The organism is Serratia sp. S4 (genome assembly GCF_000347995.1).
In the GTDB taxonomy this organism is placed as follows: domain Bacteria; phylum Pseudomonadota; class Gammaproteobacteria; order Enterobacterales; family Enterobacteriaceae; genus Serratia; species Serratia quinivorans.
In genome coordinates, this window is the sequence record NZ_KB661120.1 from 81,841 (window position 1) to 99,761 (window position 17,921).

General features: G+C 48.3%; 16 protein-coding genes and 1 tRNA gene. All 17 read left to right on the forward strand.

Annotated features, from left to right (window positions below; translation table 11 throughout):
• Positions 1-6 precede the first annotated feature (6 nt).
• The 17 genes from SERS4_RS0101015 to SERS4_RS0101085 all read left to right on the forward strand — a co-directional run bounded on the left by SERS4_RS0101015 (position 7) and on the right by SERS4_RS0101085 (position 17,918).
• Positions 7-1,353, forward strand: coding sequence for an esterase-like activity of phytase family protein (locus SERS4_RS0101015; RefSeq protein WP_017891194.1), 1,347 nt, complete (start codon positions 7-9; stop codon positions 1,351-1,353).
• A gap of 101 nt (positions 1,354-1,454) precedes the next feature.
• Positions 1,455-1,549, forward strand: a tRNA-Sec gene (locus tag SERS4_RS26865).
• Between the two features lie 162 nt (positions 1,550-1,711).
• Positions 1,712-2,890 (forward strand): integrase arm-type DNA-binding domain-containing protein, encoded by a 1,179-nt coding sequence (locus SERS4_RS0101020; protein WP_017891195.1) that lies wholly within the window; start codon positions 1,712-1,714, stop codon positions 2,888-2,890.
• Between the two features lie 17 nt (positions 2,891-2,907).
• Positions 2,908-4,371: an AAA family ATPase gene (locus SERS4_RS25925; protein ID WP_172641804.1), complete on the forward strand. Its 1,464-nt coding sequence runs from the start codon at positions 2,908-2,910 to the stop codon at positions 4,369-4,371.
• Positions 4,372-4,375: 4 nt separating this feature from the next.
• Positions 4,376-5,026, forward strand: coding sequence for an HNH endonuclease (locus tag SERS4_RS26870; protein ID WP_071592978.1), 651 nt, complete (start codon positions 4,376-4,378; stop codon positions 5,024-5,026).
• Positions 5,027-6,100: 1,074 nt separating this feature from the next.
• A complete protein-coding gene (locus SERS4_RS0101035) occupies positions 6,101-6,364 on the forward strand; it encodes an AlpA family transcriptional regulator (protein WP_017891198.1) in 264 nt (87 codons plus the stop codon).
• Complete coding sequence (locus SERS4_RS0101040; RefSeq protein ID WP_017891199.1) at positions 6,361-6,606, forward strand: hypothetical protein; 246 nt, start codon at positions 6,361-6,363, stop codon at positions 6,604-6,606. The genes SERS4_RS0101035 and SERS4_RS0101040 overlap by 4 nt, the downstream gene beginning before the upstream one ends.
• A gap of 5 nt (positions 6,607-6,611) precedes the next feature.
• Positions 6,612-7,157, forward strand: coding sequence for a host cell division inhibitor Icd-like protein (locus SERS4_RS26030; protein WP_026142142.1), 546 nt, complete (start codon positions 6,612-6,614; stop codon positions 7,155-7,157).
• Positions 7,154-7,417, forward strand: coding sequence for a hypothetical protein (locus tag SERS4_RS0101050; protein WP_017891201.1), 264 nt, complete (start codon positions 7,154-7,156; stop codon positions 7,415-7,417). The genes SERS4_RS26030 and SERS4_RS0101050 overlap by 4 nt, the downstream gene beginning before the upstream one ends.
• On the forward strand, positions 7,414-7,749 hold the full coding sequence (locus SERS4_RS0101055; protein WP_017891202.1) for a DUF5375 family protein: 336 nt from the start codon (positions 7,414-7,416) through the stop codon (positions 7,747-7,749). Before SERS4_RS0101050 ends, SERS4_RS0101055 begins: the two co-directional genes overlap by 4 nt.
• A 14-nt stretch (positions 7,750-7,763) precedes the next feature.
• Positions 7,764-10,097 carry a primase-helicase zinc-binding domain-containing protein gene (locus SERS4_RS0101060; protein WP_017891203.1) on the forward strand — a complete coding sequence of 778 codons (2,334 nt, stop codon included), beginning with the start codon at positions 7,764-7,766 and terminating at the stop codon, positions 10,095-10,097.
• Positions 10,098-11,143: 1,046 nt separating this feature from the next.
• Complete coding sequence (locus SERS4_RS26035) at positions 11,144-11,821, forward strand: tyrosine-type DNA invertase (protein WP_083906154.1); 678 nt, start codon at positions 11,144-11,146, stop codon at positions 11,819-11,821.
• A 354-nt stretch (positions 11,822-12,175) separates the two neighbouring features.
• The gene (fimA, locus tag SERS4_RS0101065) at positions 12,176-12,733 is read left to right on the forward strand and encodes a type 1 fimbrial major subunit FimA (protein ID WP_017891204.1); all 558 of its coding nucleotides are present in this window, start codon (positions 12,176-12,178) and stop codon (positions 12,731-12,733) included.
• Positions 12,734-12,802: 69 nt separating this feature from the next.
• Positions 12,803-13,351 carry a fimbrial protein gene (locus SERS4_RS0101070; RefSeq protein WP_017891205.1) on the forward strand — a complete coding sequence of 183 codons (549 nt, stop codon included), beginning with the start codon at positions 12,803-12,805 and terminating at the stop codon, positions 13,349-13,351.
• Positions 13,352-13,424: 73 nt separating this feature from the next.
• Positions 13,425-14,117, forward strand: a complete 693-nt coding sequence (locus tag SERS4_RS0101075) for a fimbria/pilus periplasmic chaperone (protein WP_017891206.1) — start codon at positions 13,425-13,427, stop codon at positions 14,115-14,117.
• 110 nt (positions 14,118-14,227) lie between these two features.
• Positions 14,228-16,873 (forward strand): fimbrial biogenesis usher protein, encoded by a 2,646-nt coding sequence (locus tag SERS4_RS25615; protein WP_017891207.1) that lies wholly within the window; start codon positions 14,228-14,230, stop codon positions 16,871-16,873.
• Positions 16,874-16,940: 67 nt separating this feature from the next.
• On the forward strand, positions 16,941-17,918 hold the full coding sequence (locus SERS4_RS0101085) for a fimbrial protein (RefSeq protein ID WP_026142144.1): 978 nt from the start codon (positions 16,941-16,943) through the stop codon (positions 17,916-17,918).
• Positions 17,919-17,921: the final 3 nt, after the last annotated feature.

Here is a 17,921-nt window from a genome sequence, read left to right on the forward strand (position 1 = left end):
CAAGACATGCACATAACCAAAACCCGCCTGGCACTGTTGGCCGGCTGTATGGCGCTGAGCACTAACCTGTGGGCGCAAGCCCAACCGGTGCCGGCAACCCTGGCCGGGCACGCGTCACTGGCGGTGAAATCCAACGTTGCCGCACCGCAGGATGCCCCCGCCGATTTACAGCAAAGCGGTAAATACACCAGCGGCAAACGCGTGACCGAACTGGGCAGCGTGGCGGGTAAATCCGCCGATCGCATGACCGGTATTGGCCTGCCGATCAACGGGCAGCCGCTGCAGGGCCATTCCGGCATCAAACATATGCCCGACGGTACCTACTGGGTGCTGACCGACAATGGTTTTGGCAGCAAGGCCAATTCGCCGGACGCCATGCTGTACCTCAATCACTACAAAATCGACTTTGACAACGGCACGGTGACGCCGCTGAAAACGGTGTTTCTGCACGATCCGGACAAAAATGTCCCCTTCCATATCATCAATGAGAGCACCGATAAACGTTACCTGACCGGCAGCGATTTTGACCCGGAAAGCTTCCAGTTTGCCGATAATGCCCTGTGGATTGGCGATGAGTTTGGCCCCTATCTGATTAAGGCCGATCTAAACGGTAAGGTATTGGCGGTGTTCGATACCAAGGTCGACGGCAAGGTGGTGAAGTCGCCGGATAACCCGACGCTGACCCTGCCGGGCGCACCGGATGGCAAACAGAACTTCCAGGTGGCACGTTCCAAGGGTTTTGAGGGCATGGCGGCATCACCGGACGGCAGCAAATTGTACCCGTTGCTGGAAGGCGCGCTGTGGGACGGTGAAAAATTCGAGAACATCGATGGCAAACGCTACCTGCGGGTGCTGGAATTTGACGTGAAACAACAGGCCTGGACCGGGCGCAGTTGGCAATACGTGTTGGAAGACAACCAGAACGCCATCGGCGATTTTAATATGATCGACGCCACTCATGGCCTGGTGATCGAGCGCGATAATAACGAAGGCACGGCGGACCAAGCCTGCGCTGCGGGTGCCCCCACAGACAACTGCTTCAGTCAGGTGGCGAAGTTTAAACGAGTATATAAAATTGCCTTTTCTGACGACAACGTCGGTAAACCGGTCGATAAATTGGCCTATATTGACCTGATGAACATTCAGGACCCGAACAAATTGGCGCGCAAACCGCTGAACAACGGCGTGCTGACATTCCCGTTTTTCACCATTGAAAACGTGGACGTGGTGGATGGCAGCCATATCATCGTCGGCAATGATAATAACTTCCCGTTCTCCTCCAGCCGTCAGCCGAACGTGGCGGATGACAACGAGTTTATCCTGCTGGACGTGAAGGAACTGTTGAAACCTTAACCCTGCCTGCCTCCGGCATAGTGCCGGGGGCTAGCGCTATTTCCCTCTTAGCGCCAAGGGTAAACTGCGCTATAATCAGCCCCTTGCTTCCTGTTCCCGAAGGAAGATCCTCGTCCCCGGTGGGGCGGCCGGACTTCAAATCCGGTTGGGGCCGCCAGCGGTCCTGGGCAGGTTCGACTCCTGTGATCTTCCGCCAATGCTTGTCCTGACAGCTCCCGTAATGTCCATAAAAACCCATTAAATCAATGCATTGATTCGGTTTTTTGTCCGTATAAGTCCGTACATGACTGCCTGAATCCGTGAAAAATGTGTATAGTGATGCGTATAGATTTTTTATACACAGAATCCACTTATACACATGCTCCTAACTGACATACAAATCCGACGTTCCAAACCGCAAGAAAAGCCCTATACCCTCAACGATGGTCAAGGCTTGTCCCTTCTTATCAATACTGACGGCAGTAAAGGCTGGCGTTTTCGCTATCGCTACGCTGGAAAAGCCAAGTTGATGTCCTTTGGCACCTACCCCTTGGTAACGTTGGCTGAGGCGCGAGAAAAGCGCGGGGAAGCCCGTAAGCAGGTTGTGAATGGCATTGACCCAGTGGCAGATAAAAAGGCGCAAAAGCTCGCTCAGAAACTTTCTTTCGAGAACTCGTTTGAAGCGATTAGCCGTGAATGGCACACGAACAAGGCTGACCGGTGGACTCTGGCTTACAGAGAAGAAATCATGCGCACCTTTGAGCAGGATGTGTTTCCGTATATTGGTCAACGTCCCATTGCCGAAATTAAGCCCTTAGAGCTACTGGAAGTGCTGCGGCGGATTGAGAAGCGTGGGGCATTGGAGAAGACCCGTAAGGTTCGCCAGCGATGTGGGGAGGTCTTCCGCTACGCGATTATTACCGGTAGGGCGGAATATAACCCAGCCCCAGATCTCGCCAGCGCATTAGCCGTGCCCAAGCAAAAGCACCATCCGTTCCTTTCTGCCGAGGAACTACCTTATTTTGTTAAGGACTTAGAAGGGTATACCGGTAGCATCATCACTAAGAATGCAGCGAAGATCGTTATGCTGACCGGCGTGCGCACGCAAGAAATGCGCTTTGCCGCATGGGATGAGATCGATCTTGAACGTGCCATCTGGGAGATCCCTGCAGAACGCATGAAAATGCGCCGCCCCCATATGGTGCCGCTCTCTACTCAGGTGATTGAGCTGTTCAAACAGCTACAACCGATCACCGGTCACTATCCTTACATTTTCATTGGACGAAACAACCGCAGAAAGCCTATAAGTAAGGAAAGTGTGAATCAGGTTATAGAGCTGCTGGGATATAAGGGGCGTGCCACCGGTCACGGTTTCAGGCATACGATGTCCACTATCCTACATGAACAAGGGTTTGATTCCGCATGGATTGAGATGCAACTTGCTCATGTGGATAAAAATGGCATTCGAGGTACTTATAATCATGCTCAATATTTGGAAAAACGCAGGGATATGTTGCAATGGTATTCAGATAATACGATCCCAAAGGATTGCGTATGAGCTTTAGGATTCGGTATGTGAATTTTGAAGGGATGTCTATTCCTTTTTATAACGATGTTGATAGTAATAATGATAATTTATACACTGTCCTTATTGGGAAGAATGGGTCAGGGAAAAGCAGGGTATTGAGCATAATAACCAATACTTTATGCTCAATTTATGTTGGTAATAAATTGCTTAAAAGAGATATAGGTACGCTAAGCCAATATAAACAAGATGAGCACTATTCCTCACTTTCAATATCCTCAATGGGAAGTGATGTGAAAATAGAAATTCATGGTAGAAGTATTATGTCTTCTTTCGATAGGGATATGGTGTGTCCTAAAAAAATAATAGCAGCGTCAACTAGCCCATTCGATAAGTTCCCTCGAAAAAGTGTTTATTTCTCTGGTAGTGATGGCTCAGCTAATTTCTACAATTATTATGGGTTGGATGATAACTCGAAGAATAAAGCTCTATTATTGCTTGTGGAAAAGTTATTCTTCTCTGTAGCTGATACTTATTTAAGTGAAAATAAATATACTATTGTGAAGTTATTGGGCTTTTTAGGGTTTGAATCTGATTTTGAACTTCACTTCAGGTTGAAACATGGAATAAATAAATTCATGAGGAATCTTTCAGGAATGACTGATAGAGAATTCATGAGTTATGTATCATCTGCATCGCAAAAAGAGTTGTCATATCTGCAAAGTAAGTATGATATTAGTTATACAAAATTAAGAGATGCCTTTGTTACCCTAAGTGAATATTGTGGAAAAGATGAAGACTCTAGGATAATAATTTTCAATGTGCACTTTTATTCATTGAAAATGAATAAAAAAATGAAGTCTTTTCTAACAAGTATCAAAGTTCTTTCGGATATTGGAATCCTTAATATACATGATGTCATTGTTTCTAGAAAAACTAATAGATCACAGGATGGATGGCAATGGTGGGAAAATTCTACAGAAAGTTTTAGCATCAATGATGCTAGCTCAGGGCAACAATGTATTCTTTTAAATATTTTAGGAATTGCCGCAAGTATAGAGGATAACTCTTTAGTATTGATAGATGAACCTGAGATAAGTTTGCACCCCGAATGGCAAGAAACCTATATTCACCTATTAATGGATGCGTTTTCTCATATTAAAGGGTGTCATTTTGTAATTGCTACACACTCTCCACAGATTGTATCTAATTTAAAAACTGATAACTGCTTTGTTTCCATTATGGAAAGTGAAGATGTAATACCCTCCAGTAATTTCATGAATAAATCAGCTGATTTTCAATTGGCTACTCTATTTGATGCGCCTGGTATTGAGAATGAATACTTAAAACGGGTGTCTATTAACATTCTGTCAGCATTATCTAACGGTACATTTATTTATAAAGAATACTATCAGGATTTAGAACTATTAAAGAAGAATAGAGAGAAAATCGAGCAGGAAGATAGTGTGAGAAAGTTGATTGATCTTGCAATTGAGATCGCAGGGAGATTATGAAGAGATGCGAGCAATTAATTATTCTAATAAAGCAATTAAAAAAATAAGTGAGAAGCTGCAAGATGTCGATTTTTGTGGAGGGAGTTGGTCAGATAATGATTTGGAGTTTATAAGGAAAGAAATTAAGGATTTTTATATAAAAGAACAACACCATACATGCATTTATTGCAGGCAGATATTTAAAAGTAATAATGGACGAGTTTGGGATGTGGAACATGTTGTCTCAAGAGAATCAGTTCATGAATTTATGTTCGAGCCGAAAAACCTTTGTGTTTCTTGTCCTGAATGTAATCAGCGAAAAGGGGCTAATAAAGTTACAAATAGCAAGGCACGAAAAAGGCTCCCATCTAATTCAATGGATTATGCCATTGTTCATCCTCATTTCGATGATTATCAAGAGCATATAGAGGCGATAAAGCCCGGAGAGTTTTATGTATCTAAAACAAAAAAAGGAGAGAAAACAATAGCAATATGTGGATTAAATCGTTTCTATGAATTTGCGGGATATGATCAAGCAGTAACTGCAAACAATCAAATATTTCAATATGCCACTCTCCTTTCAAACACTGATAATGAAGAGCAAAGGAAGAATCTTCTCCGTGAAATAGCAGCGTTAGCTATAGGACAATTGGTTGCAGTTGAGGTGAATAAATAGTTTTTATGGTGCGCGAAATAATTAACAAACTAGCCTGCCGTTTCATTTTTCGATTTTCATGCAGCTTTTACATGTGCATGCTTTATAAGATAGTAACGTTATTTTGGCTATCAATCTTCAATCTGCGTAACCATTCAACTTTGCCGCGAACTCCACTCATGCATCAAAAAGAAGCGCACTCAGTGGCCTGTCACGGCACGATAGTGCCAGCACCTTGCTGAGTTAAATAGCAATAAATAGATGACGTGGCGAGGCGCTGATGCACAAAGCTAAAAGTCGCTCAAACCCCTATGCGCGCAATACTCTCCCCGCCTCGCCTGCCCGCTTTATGTGTCGCTTTTCATGCAGGTGCATAACGGGCTGTAAACCGTGCCAGTACTGGTGCGGAAGGGTGTAAAAAGTGCATTTTATTGCATGCAAAATCATGCACCCTATGCATGCACGCGCCATTTGACACAGGCTAGCCAGGAAAAAGGCTGTTTTCGGGGGAGAGTAGGGAGTAGCAACATCGGTATGGCGGTGGGCCTGGTCATCCCATCACGGCGCTCGTTTAGCCTGGGCGAATCTCATCTTCTGACTGCCGTGCAGTACCGTTGTTTATCACGGATGATTTTTCCATTGGATAACCGCTCTAAAAGCAGGCTGAAAGATCACTATTGAGATTTTAGTTCTTATATAAACTCTTCACCACTGTTCACTTAAGTAAAAAAGACAGTTAAATCAATAAATTAAATCGTGATTAGTACGTTTTAAACTCGTCACTCAGTATTCACTGCTGTTCACCCCACGAAAAAGGCCCTTTTCTCTGGCTAGCCTGTGGTTGCTCCTTTAGCCTTCTTTTACCTATTAATAAACTCTTATTCATTGCTTATTCTTTTCTGTGGTGTTGCCAACGATTGTCAATAATGGTCAATATTAACCAATGTTCCCATTCGATTGAAAAACAAGCACAAAAGCTCTGCCACCACACAACATCCCCTTGTTGCCAACCCCCAAAATATTCACATAATAGGGCGCTACCAGAGTTCACACAGTCCCGGCCAGAGCTGACCGGACACAAAGAGGTAGCTATACATGCTTTCAGTTTCCCGCCCCGTTAACGCCACACCTTCCCCTGTTGTGCACAGTGATTACATCCCACGCGAACGCTTTATTCGTCTGCCGGAAGTGCTTTACACCACTGGCCTGTCACGCTCTACCGTTTACGAAATGATGACCCGCAAGCAGTTTCCGGCCCAAATCTCGCTGGGCGGCAAAAACGTCGCCTGGCTGGCCTCCGAAGTGGAGCAGTGGATGGATGAGCGCATTGCCAATCGTCATCAGGGGGCCACAGCATGATGCAGTTAACCCTGGGCCGACAGAGCTTTACCCTGAACGATAACGACGCGCTGTTTGTGGCCGAAGCTATCCTGCTGCAACGCCAGCACCCGGATATTGTCTTACCGGAACACCGCAGCACTAAACATGGTGTTATCCGTTTAACCCGTCGCCAGGCCGAACCGCACCTGTTTTACGCCGGGCCGGTACCTTTGACCGAAGCGGCAGTCCGTACCCACCACGACCTGCAAACCGGTCATTGATCACTATGCGATCAATTGAACGTCCGGGGGCGTCTTACGGCTTGCTCCCATGTCCGGCCCTGCGCTATAGTCCTCCTGCTGTCGCACAATCGGCAGCCGGGCGTAGGAACCCGTGTTACTCAATGGCGACACAACACGCGCCTTGCGTGTTTTTTTATGTCGCGGCCTTAGCGCGCTCATTTTTTGCACAGTGGTTTCTATGCTACTGTGGCTATCAAACAATGGTGGCTCAGGCGGGGCAGCCTTCGGGCTGGCCGGTATCCATTGAGGCCGGTATTCCTACCCCCGTCTGGGCTACCACCCATAAGCGTAGGAACTTCGGTGGTAGCAATAACCATTACTCAATGGAGGCTGCCACCATGGCTACTATCCTTACCCCGACTCACCCCAAATTCTGTTTCCTGTTTGCGGCCATTCACCGTACTGCCCTGACGGCAACCCCGTGCATGCTACGCACTGTGGCGGACTCCGAACACAGCGCCCGTCGCCTGCTGTCACGTGACTACATTCTGGCATTTGCCGGTCGCCTGCCCGTACAGGGGGTGGCATGAATACGCTGGCCGCCCGTTTCCACAGTGAAACCCATTACGCCATTCCGCATGCGGATTTCCTGCGTCTCCAGCACGCGCATTCTACCGGCGTGCTGTTCCTTGACATGCTGGACAGCCTTGACCTGAGCGGACAACGCCCCGACGGCTTTCAACAGGCGGCTTTCGCCTCCGTCATCGCCGTGCTGACTGACCAGCTCGGCCACGTCGTCAACACCTGTGAACCCCAACTTCTTGCCAGTATGGAGGCACCCGCCGCATGAGTACCCAATCCTGTTTACCGATTGAAGTCCGTACCGCCGTTTTCCGTCGCGCCGTGGCACAGGCCTATAGTGACAGCTGCGCCTTATACCGGGTGAGCCTCGGCTACACGCTGGACGAACTGCAGATGCTGATTGCCCTGCGCCTGGAAGGGTACTTTGTGCAACAGCACGGCGCAGTAGCGGGCATGGACATGGCGTGCACCATGCTCAGCGATATGGTGCAGCCGGATGTGTTGGTGGCACCACCGCGCCTGACCGTACTGGGGCAAAAGCTGATGGACGAGCTGTGCTGCGACCATATGGCAACTGCCAGCCACGCTACCGTGCATTAAGGGAGAACAAGACGATGAACGCCCATTTCGTTTCACAGACCGTACGCACCGCCACCGGCCACTGGCCGGTGATACTCCCGGCCCTTGGCATTGCCCTGCAGGCCAACGGCAAACCCCAGCCGTGCCCGGCCTGCGGCGGCAAAGACCGCTTTCGCTTTGATAACCAACAGGGGCGTGGTACCTGGTTCTGTAACCAGTGCGGCAGTGGCGATGGTCTGAATCTGGTTGAGAAAGCACTGGCCGTGACCGCCAAAGAGGCCGCTGTGAAGGTGGCCGGGGTATTGGGTGGGCAAATCGAACCCGTATGGCCGGAGCAGAACCTTCAACAGGAACAGCAGGACAAAGCGCAGGTGCGAAATAACTCAGCACAGCAGGCCAGACAGCTATTTGCCAGCGCCCGGCAACAAGCGGGGAATGCCTACCTGACCGCCAAAGGCTGGCCGGACACCGACACCCTGACATTACAGGGGCCGTCACTGCGCGTGGGCGGCATCACTTACCAGCCCGGCGACCTGCTGTTACCCCTGACCGACAGCACTGGTGAGGTGGTCAACGTCCAGTTGATTAACACCGCAGGCGACAAGCGCACGCTGGCCGGGGGGCAGGTGAAAGACGCCTGTCATTTCCTGTCCGGCCAGAATACTGACGTTATCTGGCTGACTGAGGGCTATGCCACCGGCCTGACGGTGCACTACCTGACAGGGGAAAGTGTCTGCGTGGCTCTCAGTGCCAATAACCTGCCCGCGATGGCGCAACAGCTGCGCACCCGTTACCCTGATTCGGTGTTGCTGCTGGCAGCCGATAATGACGAGAACGGCACCGGCCAGACCCGGGCAGCAGAGGCCGCCCAATTGAGCGGCGGCAAACCGGCGTTACCGCCAGAAACTGGTGACTGGAACGACATTTACCTGCAACAGGGCAAGCTGGCCGCGCTCGCACAATTGACGGCTTTCAGCCAGCCCCAGCAGCCCAGCCCGTTTGATACGCTCAGCGATGCGGACCTGAAAGCCATGAGCGCCAGTGAAAAGGCAGAACTGTTGGCTGAACATTATGGCAATACCCTGGCGGTGCCGTTAGTCGGTGAGGAACTGTGTCGCTATACGAAGGGGGCCTGGCAAGTACTGCCCCATCGGCAACTTAGCCGGGAGATTGCCGCGCTCTTTCAGAAGGTCCGTGCGCCGTTCTCGGCGGCGGGTATCAACAGCATTCTGGATACGCTCAAGCTGATGGTGCCGCAGATGGGCGAACCGGTGAGACGCCTGATAGGCTTTCGTAATGGGGTGTTTGATACCGCCAGCGGACAATTCAGCGCACACCGAAAAGAACACTGGCTGCGCACCGTCAACAGCGTGGACTACACGCCGCCGCGCACGGGAGAAAACCTGGCCGACCATGCGCCGCATTTCTGGCAGTGGCTGACGCGGGCTGCCGGGAAGAGCCACGACAAGCAGGAACGCATTCTGGCGGCGCTGTTTATGGTGCTGGGAAACCGGTACGACTGGCAACTGTTCCTGGAGGTGACCGGCCCCGGTGGCAGTGGTAAAAGCGTGATGGCCTCCATTGCCCGCTTGCTGGCAGGTGCGGACAACACCACCTCCGCGACCATCGACAACCTTGAATCGGCGCGTGAACGTGCTTCTGTGGTGGGGTTCTCACTGATTATTCTGCCCGACCAGGAGAAATGGAGCGGTGACGGTGCGGGCATTAAGGCCATCACTGGGGGGGATGCGGTGGCTATCGACCCGAAATACCGCGATGCCTACTCTACCTATATCCCGGCCGTGATTTTGGCGGTGAATAACAACCCGATGCGCTTCAGTGACCGCAGCGGCGGTGTCTCGCGTCGTCGGGTGATTATCACGTTTCCCGAAGCGATACCGGCGAAGGAACGTGACCCGCAGCTGTTGGAGAAAGTCAGTGGGGAGTTGGCGGTGATTGTTCGACACCTGATGCAACACTTTGCCAACCCGAACGATGCGCGTGAGTTACTGCAGGCGCAGCAGAGTTCAGAGGAAGCATTAGCCGTCAAACGTCAGTCCGACCCGTTAATGGACTTCTGCGGCTACCTGACAACCCTGAGTACCCCGGTGGGCATGTTAATGGGGAACGGCAATATCAGACCGGCCAATCCGCGCCGTTATCTCTATCACGCCTACCTGTCCTTTATGGAGGCACGCGGGCATCAAAATACGATGAACCTGACCTCCTTCGGGTTAGCCGTACCACAAACGCTCAGGGAGCATGAGCTGACATTGCTTAAACGCAGAACCAATCAGGGTATGCAAACCAACCTGACGTTGAGTGAAGAGTGTGAGGTGGATTGGTTGCCCAAGTGCGATAGCGCATGATGCGGCGTTGACGATCGGTGTGGCCGATCAATCAGCGATTATTGATCTGCCGAACCCATTGGACGCCTGCTGATGAGGTTGCCTATAGTGGCAGTGAACAAAAGACACATGGCAACACTAGGGATTCATGAAGACAGAATTGCAGCTGATATTATAATAAAATACTGGTAGAACCGGCTTTGGCCTGTTTTTGTTCTCATACAGGTCCCATTATTAGGGACCTTTTTTTATATTGTTTACGGATTATTGTGACAATAAATGGTTATAACAGCGACATAAAACTAATGGACATAACTATGTTAGTCATTTTTTATTTATGTTGATGTCAACGCTTTCTGGTGTTTTTTAAAGAGTGCAATTTTAAGTCTGTTGGTTAAATAGCGTTGTTTTATGTTTTATTTTAGTGGGTATATAATGTTGGTGTGTTATCTCATTGATTGGTATGGATAATAGTATGTTGGTAAATGTCTACCAGATAAATTAATTTATCATTGGATGACTAATAATTTTTTAATTTAGCGGTGGTGATCTTATAAATATATTAAAAATATGTAGTTAATGGTCAGGTATCTTAGATGTATAAATAATGAATGTGTACTATGTTCAATGATTCATTAATACAGTTGATAAACTTTAAACTAGTTGTAGATACGAAGCTGTTTTTATCTCGATGCTCACGCCAAAAAAATGGATAAGGAATTTTTTACCATATCATACAGGTTGAAATAACTTTAACGAGAATGAGTTGAAACGAGAAATCTTAGCATGGGGACAACCGAGAGACCGTGCGGTTTTTAACTATAAGTAGGGTTTGCCATGTGAGTTGAATTTCACTGTCGCGTTTAAATTATTAGCAAGATAAAAAATAACACCTATCATATAATTTGATGGTTTTTTTATGATAAGTGCGGAATTTTATCATTTATAGGGTTGAGCATTAATTTATGCAGTTGAATTAGGATGCGAAGCTACACTCATTTCTATAATCAACCCTCATCTATGATGGTGCGCGTGAAGTTCGATTTTTTGACATTTTGAGAGGTAGTATGAATCAACGAAAATATTTAACGCAGTCTGAGGTGGAAAGACTACTGTTACGTTCGAAGGAAGGCAGTAATCCAGAGCGGGATTACTGCCTGATATATATGAGCTATATACATGGTTTTCGTGTCAGTGAAGCCTGCCAATTACGCTTATCGGATATGGATTTGCAAGCGAAAAGTTTGTACATCCGGCGCTTGAAAAATGGACTTAGTACCAATCATCCTTTACTCGGCAATGAAATCCGCGCTATACGTGCTTGGTTGAAAGTACGGAAGCAGTTGCAAGGTGCGGAGAGTGATTGGCTATTTCTTTCACGGGAAGGTAAGCCTTTGTCCCGGCAACGTGTCTATCAGATAATCAATCAATTAGGGGAGCAAGCGAATATTACCGTTGTCTCGCATCCGCACATGTTGCGGCATGCGTGCGGGTTTGCTTTGGCTGACAGGGGGATTGATACAAGACTTATACAAGATTATTTAGGGCATCGGAATATTAGACATACAGTAGCCTATACGGCTAGCAATGCTGAAAGATTCGAAGGCGTATGGCATGGGAAAGTCAGGCCGCGAGATAGACACTTAGGACCAAACTGTCAAATCAAGTTTAATATGGCTTTTCACATTGTGCAATATTTATTTACACACTGCCGGTATTTTTTTAACTTATTGTTAGGTAAGTAAAAAAAAGATAATCTACGTTTTTACACGTTGCCTCCCTCGCTTTGGCGCAAATGATGTACGTCATTTCATACATCTTTGCAAACTCATTTCTGTTGTTATCCTCTCTCTCATTTTTGGTTTTTTTGAATAGTTAATCTTGGTTAGTTAACTTTAAATTCCATAAAAACTGCTGTTATTAGTAAAAAAATCGGCAAATCCTCCGGTTTGTCAAAATGGTCCTAATTGACAAACTGGAGTGCTACCTAAACCTCCGGGTAGCGGACGATGTTATTCGTCTTGAGACAGGGGAATACGGCGCGGTGTCGTCGATTTTATATTGAAATTAACTGGGTTTAAGTAAGGAGCACTTTACGTATGTTAAACAAGCAGCGTGTTTTTAAATCGGTTCTGGGGTTAGCTTTGCTGTCAGCTGGCACTATGGCTTCTGCCGCAATCGTCACCGGCGGTACCGTTCATTTCACCGGTCAAATTGTCAATGCAGCTTGCGCTGTCAGCGCGGACTCGACTAACCAGACGGTGAATATGGGTCAGTACCGTACTGCGCATTTCACCGGTGTAGGGACCCGCTCCAATGCTGTTCCGTTCACGATTAAACTTGAAGATTGCGATACCACTGTTTCTACACAGGCCTCTACCGCATTTAGCGGTAGTGCAGATGCCACTGATCCAACCGTTCTTACGGTAAGTAACACCAGTGGCGGTGCTTCAGGTACTGCTTCCGGCGTGGGGATCGAAATTTCTGACCGTATCGGCCAGGTACTTAAGCCTGATGGCGCGAATTTCTCAAATGCACAGAAACTGATTGATGGCGCCAACGTTCTTGCCTTTAATGCGCGTTATAAATCAGTAGCAGCGGCCGTAACGCCTGGCCAGGCTAACGCCGATGCTACTTTTACCATGCAGTATAACTAATAAACCGTCTCTGTTGACCGTTATGGCCGCCGATTTTGGCGGCCATTCAGTAACATGCAGGAGGCAAAATTGTATATCAAGCAGATAAGCGCCGTTCTGGCTCTGCTAATTATAGCGGGCGGTACGGCCATGGCAGGCAACCGGCATCACGTTATCATTGATGGCGGAAGGGTCCATTTAAGGGGGGTTCTGACCGCTGCGGCTTGCTCGGTTTCTACTGAAAGCGCTAACCAGGTTATCGATATGGGGCCGCTTAGCAGTAATCAGTTTGGCGATCTTGGCAGTTACGCGCCGCCGATTGAATTTATTATTCGATTAACTGAATGCAGCACCGCGGTTAGCAATACCGTGGGAATCACATTCTTTGGCGTTACGGACGGAAAAGATCCGCAGGTACTTAAAGCGGGTGAAGGCGAAAATGCAGCCAGCGGCGTAGGATTAGCCCTGTTTGACTACAAAGGCGATATTATTTTGCCCAATACGGCTCCGCTTTCCTGGGCGAACTTGCACGAGGGTGAGAATATTCTGCGCTTTATGGCGCGATACCGTGCCACCTCCCGACAGGTAGTCGGGGGAAACGCAGATGCTTCAACGTGGTTCGCGCTGACGTATCAATAAACGCCAGATAAACTTATTTTCTTTTAACCTTATTCTGAATAATGGTGAGGTTTGTGTGTCAAATACTCAACTTTTGAAAAAAATATTTAGCGTGATAATTTTTTCGATGGCCATGATTACGCCGACATTATCTTGGGCCGGTGGTATTGCGCTGGGGTCTACACGAGTTATTTATCCGGCTGATGCCAAGCAGACTTCTTTGTCGATTAATAACAGTGATAAAAATAACCGATTCCTAATACAGACTTGGATTGAAAATGAGGCGGGAAAGAAAACGGATGATTTTATCATCACGCCGCCATTATTTGTCAGTAAACCAAAAAGTGAAAATACACTGCGTATTATATACAGCGGCGGGAAATTACCTGAGGACAGGGAAACGCTGTATTGGCTGAATAGCAAAGCTATTCCAGCATTAGATCGCAATGATGTCAAAGATAAAAACGTATTGCAGATAGCTGTATTGGCACGCATTAAAATGTTCGTCCGTCCGGCAGAACTTGCCGAAAAATCTGCAGATGCGCCTGATATGTTGAAAATTACACGCAGTGGTAATACCTTAAATATCAACAATCCGTCACCATTTTACGTTACGCTGGTGAATATGACGATGGGTGGGAAAAATTTAAAATCGACCAGTAAAATGGTCTCGCCAAAATCAAGTGCGCAAGTGCCATTATTTGACGGTGTGTCAGGCGTATTTACTTACCAAACGATTAACGATTATGGTGCCAATACTCCCAAGAGCAGCGTGCAGTTGAATTGATGTGATCCTTTATCAGCATTGCTTGAATAAATAATCTGGATTAATTCCGATGTCATTTGATGCGCATTATCTATAGCGAGCTTTGTCTTCGGATGTTCAAGGAGAAAACTATGCAGTATTTAAAACTGCCAGAACATTTCAAGAAAAATTCGGTAGGGGTAAATTTATTTCTGCTGCCGCGCATAACCGTGGTAGGGAGCTTAATATTGACTTCCGGCATGGCGAGCGCGGACGTTTACTTTAACCCATCGTTTTTATCAAGTGATGCGACGAATGTGGCTGATCTCTCCCGCTTTGAAAAAGGGGAAGGGCAACCGTCCGGTATGTATCGTGTTGAGGTATATCTGAACGATGAATATATCGGCACACAGGATATGAAATTCGATGCGTTAAAAACAGCTACCGAACAACGTAAAGACGACACAGGGTTGTCACCCTGCTTGAGCCGCAGTTGGCTGGAAAAGCAAAGCGTCAACGTTTCGATATTTCCGGCGCTGAATATGCTGACCGAAGGGCAATGTGCCAACCTGCCTGCTGCGCTCGACAAGGCTGAGACCCGGTTTGATTTTGACAATCAGCGCCTTTACATCAGCGTTCCGCAGGCTGCGTTGAAGAACAATATCCGCGGTTATATCCCACCGGAGCAATGGGATAACGGCATTACGGCAGGTTTGTTGAACTACAACTTTTCGGGCAGTAACAGCCTCACTGCGGCCAATGGTGCGCGGTATAACAGCTACTTCCTGAACCTGAATAGCGGGGTGAATCTGGGGGCGTGGCGATTGCGTAATAACAGCACCTGGAACTACAGCACAGGCGGGAATTACAGCAATAACGACTGGAAAAATGTGAGCACCTACCTGCAACGTAGCATTGTTCCATTGAAGAGTTCATTAACTTTGGGAGATAGCTTTACCGGCAGTGAGATTTTCGACAGCCTGGGATTCCGGGGCGTTCAGTTAGCCAGTGATGACAATATGTTGCCGGACAGTATGCGCGGTTTTGCGCCGACGGTACGTGGTGTAGCAAACAGCAATGCGCAGGTGACCATTAAACAGAACGGCTATGTCATTTATCAAACTTATGTGCCACCAGGTGCTTTTGAAATTACAGATCTTTATCCAACATCTACCAGTGGTGACCTGCAGGTGACGGTGAAAGAGAATAATGGCAGCACCAATCAGTTCACTGTCCCGTATTCCGCAGTCCCTATCCTTCAGCGCGAAGGCCGAATCAAGTATGCGCTGACGGCGGGTCAGTACCGTTCGGCGTCCACTCTCCAGGATGAACCTGATTTCTGGCAGGGAACGATGATGTTGGGTTTACCCGCGGGCGTGACTCTATATGGAGGTTCGCAGCTATCGGATAATTATCGTGCTTTGGCGTTCGGTGCGGGTAAAAACCTGGGAAGTTGGGGGGCCGTGTCGGCGGACGTTACCCACGCCAACAGCGTGCTGCCAGATGACAGCCGCAGTGAAGGCCAGTCAATGCGATTTTTGTATGCGAAGTCGTTGAATGATGTAGGGACCAACTTTCAGTTGCTTGGCTATCGCTATTCCACACAAGGCTTCTACACGCTGAATGAGACCAGTTACCGGCAAATGCAGGGATACCGTCTGAAGACGCAGGATGGGCCGGTGCAAACGGAACCTGAAATTTTGGACTATCACAATCTTTACTACTCCAAGAAAGGGCGAGTTCAGGTCAATATCAGCCAGCAGGTGGGGACCAGTGGTTCGTTGTATCTGACCGGCAGCCGACAGACGTACTGGCGTACCGATGATACCGATCAGCTTTGGCAGGTGGGATACAACGGCAACTGGGACGATATCAGTTACGGACTTAACTGGTCGTGGAACCGGAGCCCCGGCCTGCAGGGTACCGACAAGCGGCTGGCATTTAATATCTCCGTGCCGCTCAACCGTTGGTTGACCGGTGGCGGAAAGGCGAGGGATATCACCAACTCGGGAAACACCGCATACGCGACCTACTCAGCCACGCACGATGCGAACAGCAGGGTCTCACAGCAGGCGGGAATTAGCGGGACCTTGCTTGCGGACAATAACCTGAACTATAGCGTACAGCAGGGTTATGCCACCCAAGGTGAAGGGGCATCGGGCACGGCCAGCCTGAGTTATCAAGGGCGGTATGGCAACAGTAATCTGGGATACAGCTACGGCAAAGACTGGCAACAGGTTAACTATGGCCTGAGCGGAGGGATAGTGGCACATGCGGACGGTGTGACGCTGGGGCAACCTCTGGGCGATACTAACGTGTTGGTGAAAGCGCCAGGAGCCGAAGGGGTTCGCGTTCAGAATGCTACCGGCGTCAGTACCGACTGGCGGGGTTATGCAGTGGTGCCTTACGCTACGACATACCGTGCAAACCGCATTTCGTTGGATACCGCCACGTTGAAGGACAATGCCGATCTGGATGATGCCGTGCTGAACGTGGTCCCGACGCAGGGTGCATTAGTCAGGGCTAGTTTTGATACCCGCATTGGTGTTAGGGCTAGGCTAACGCTGACACAGCGTAACGGCAAGCCGGTTCCTTTTGGTGCCACGGTCAGTGACGAAGCAGGACGCGGTAGCATCGTGGGGGATAACGGCCAGGTGTTTATGTCCGGTCTTTCGCCACAGGGCAACCTGAAAGTAGCCTGGGGGCAGGCCGCAGGGCAACAGTGTTCAGTGAGTTACAAATTGGCGGAAGGCAGCACTGGAGCGGGCATCAGTTATGCACGAGTTGGATGCCAATAATCCAATAATGTAAGACGTGAAATATTATCGCTGTTTGTGCTGGTCAGCATGAGCAAGGGGAGGTGTTATGTTTAAATACGCGGTATTGCTATTAATGCTCTGCGCTAATGGGGCCCGCGCAGTGAGTTGTATCTCAGGGTGTGGTGATTTACAAAACTATATTAATAAGCATATTTCTTCGAGTGGGAACGTTGTTGGGGCAACTATTGATAGTAGTCCGATTGTTATTCCTGAGAAGCGACTTCGGCATAATGCTGGAACTGAAATGCAATGGATTTCCTATCTCGGACAACCCGTTGCGGCCCCGGATACTTCTCAATCTGACTGGACCTTTATCAGAATTGATGATTATATTTCCCTGGCGTTGAGGCGGAATGGACGATATACGCCAAGCAATAACCACATTGTAAGTCCGGGCACTGGCGAGCTAAAGGTTTTTAAAGAAGGAGAAGAAACAAGGAATCCTCCCTCGGAATTACAAGTTAGATTGAGGGTGGATAAAAAAATAGTCTCTGGTACATATATAAAAAGAATACTTTTAGCTGAGCTTGGTCGGTGTCAGCCACTAGGGTGTTCATCCAAGCAGGTCATCCTACAGAGGATATATGTTGACGTTAATATTACCGTTCCGCAGACCTGCACGCTGAATGCCGGTCAGATAGTCAATGTTGATTTTGGTAATATATCTTCTGCTGCTTTTAAAGCAGCAGGTGCCAAACCTGATGGGGTAAACGCCATTACCAGAAATATCACTATTAACTGCGACAATATCGCCTCCAGCACTGCAATGGAAATGCGTTTGCAGGCCGATAAGGTTTCAGGGAGAGCTGTGGTTTCAGATAACAACGACGTTGGGTTCGTGGTTGAAGATAGCAGCGGAAATATGTTGACGCCTAATAGTCTGTCCAGCGTTATTCCCTTTATGCTGAACAGCAGTTCTGGTGCCAATGTCACTATCCGTATATATCCGGTTAGCGTTACAGGGAATAAACCGAGTGAAGGAACGGTGACTTCACAGGCTTATTTGCGTATTGATTTCGCCTGAGTT

Bases quoted from the DNA above. Each gene is read 5' to 3' on its own strand.
- SERS4_RS0101015 (WP_017891194.1), top strand. From the start codon at position 7: ATGCACATAACCAAAACCCGCCTGGCACTGTTGGCCGGCTGTATGGCG.
- SERS4_RS0101020 (WP_017891195.1), top strand. From the start codon at position 1,712: ATGCTCCTAACTGACATACAAATCCGACGTTCCAAACCGCAAGAAAAG.
- SERS4_RS26870 (WP_071592978.1), top strand. From the start codon at position 4,376: ATGCGAGCAATTAATTATTCTAATAAAGCAATTAAAAAAATAAGTGAG.
- SERS4_RS0101035 (WP_017891198.1), top strand. From the start codon at position 6,101: ATGCTTTCAGTTTCCCGCCCCGTTAACGCCACACCTTCCCCTGTTGTG.
- SERS4_RS0101040 (WP_017891199.1), top strand. From the start codon at position 6,361: ATGATGCAGTTAACCCTGGGCCGACAGAGCTTTACCCTGAACGATAAC.
- SERS4_RS26030 (WP_026142142.1), top strand. From the start codon at position 6,612: ATGCGATCAATTGAACGTCCGGGGGCGTCTTACGGCTTGCTCCCATGT.
- SERS4_RS0101050 (WP_017891201.1), top strand. From the start codon at position 7,154: ATGAATACGCTGGCCGCCCGTTTCCACAGTGAAACCCATTACGCCATT.
- SERS4_RS0101055 (WP_017891202.1), top strand. From the start codon at position 7,414: ATGAGTACCCAATCCTGTTTACCGATTGAAGTCCGTACCGCCGTTTTC.
- SERS4_RS0101060 (WP_017891203.1), top strand. From the start codon at position 7,764: ATGAACGCCCATTTCGTTTCACAGACCGTACGCACCGCCACCGGCCAC.
- SERS4_RS26035 (WP_083906154.1), top strand. From the start codon at position 11,144: ATGAATCAACGAAAATATTTAACGCAGTCTGAGGTGGAAAGACTACTG.
- fimA (WP_017891204.1), top strand. From the start codon at position 12,176: ATGTTAAACAAGCAGCGTGTTTTTAAATCGGTTCTGGGGTTAGCTTTG.
- SERS4_RS25615 (WP_017891207.1), top strand. From the start codon at position 14,228: ATGCAGTATTTAAAACTGCCAGAACATTTCAAGAAAAATTCGGTAGGG.
- SERS4_RS0101085 (WP_026142144.1), top strand. From the start codon at position 16,941: ATGTTTAAATACGCGGTATTGCTATTAATGCTCTGCGCTAATGGGGCC.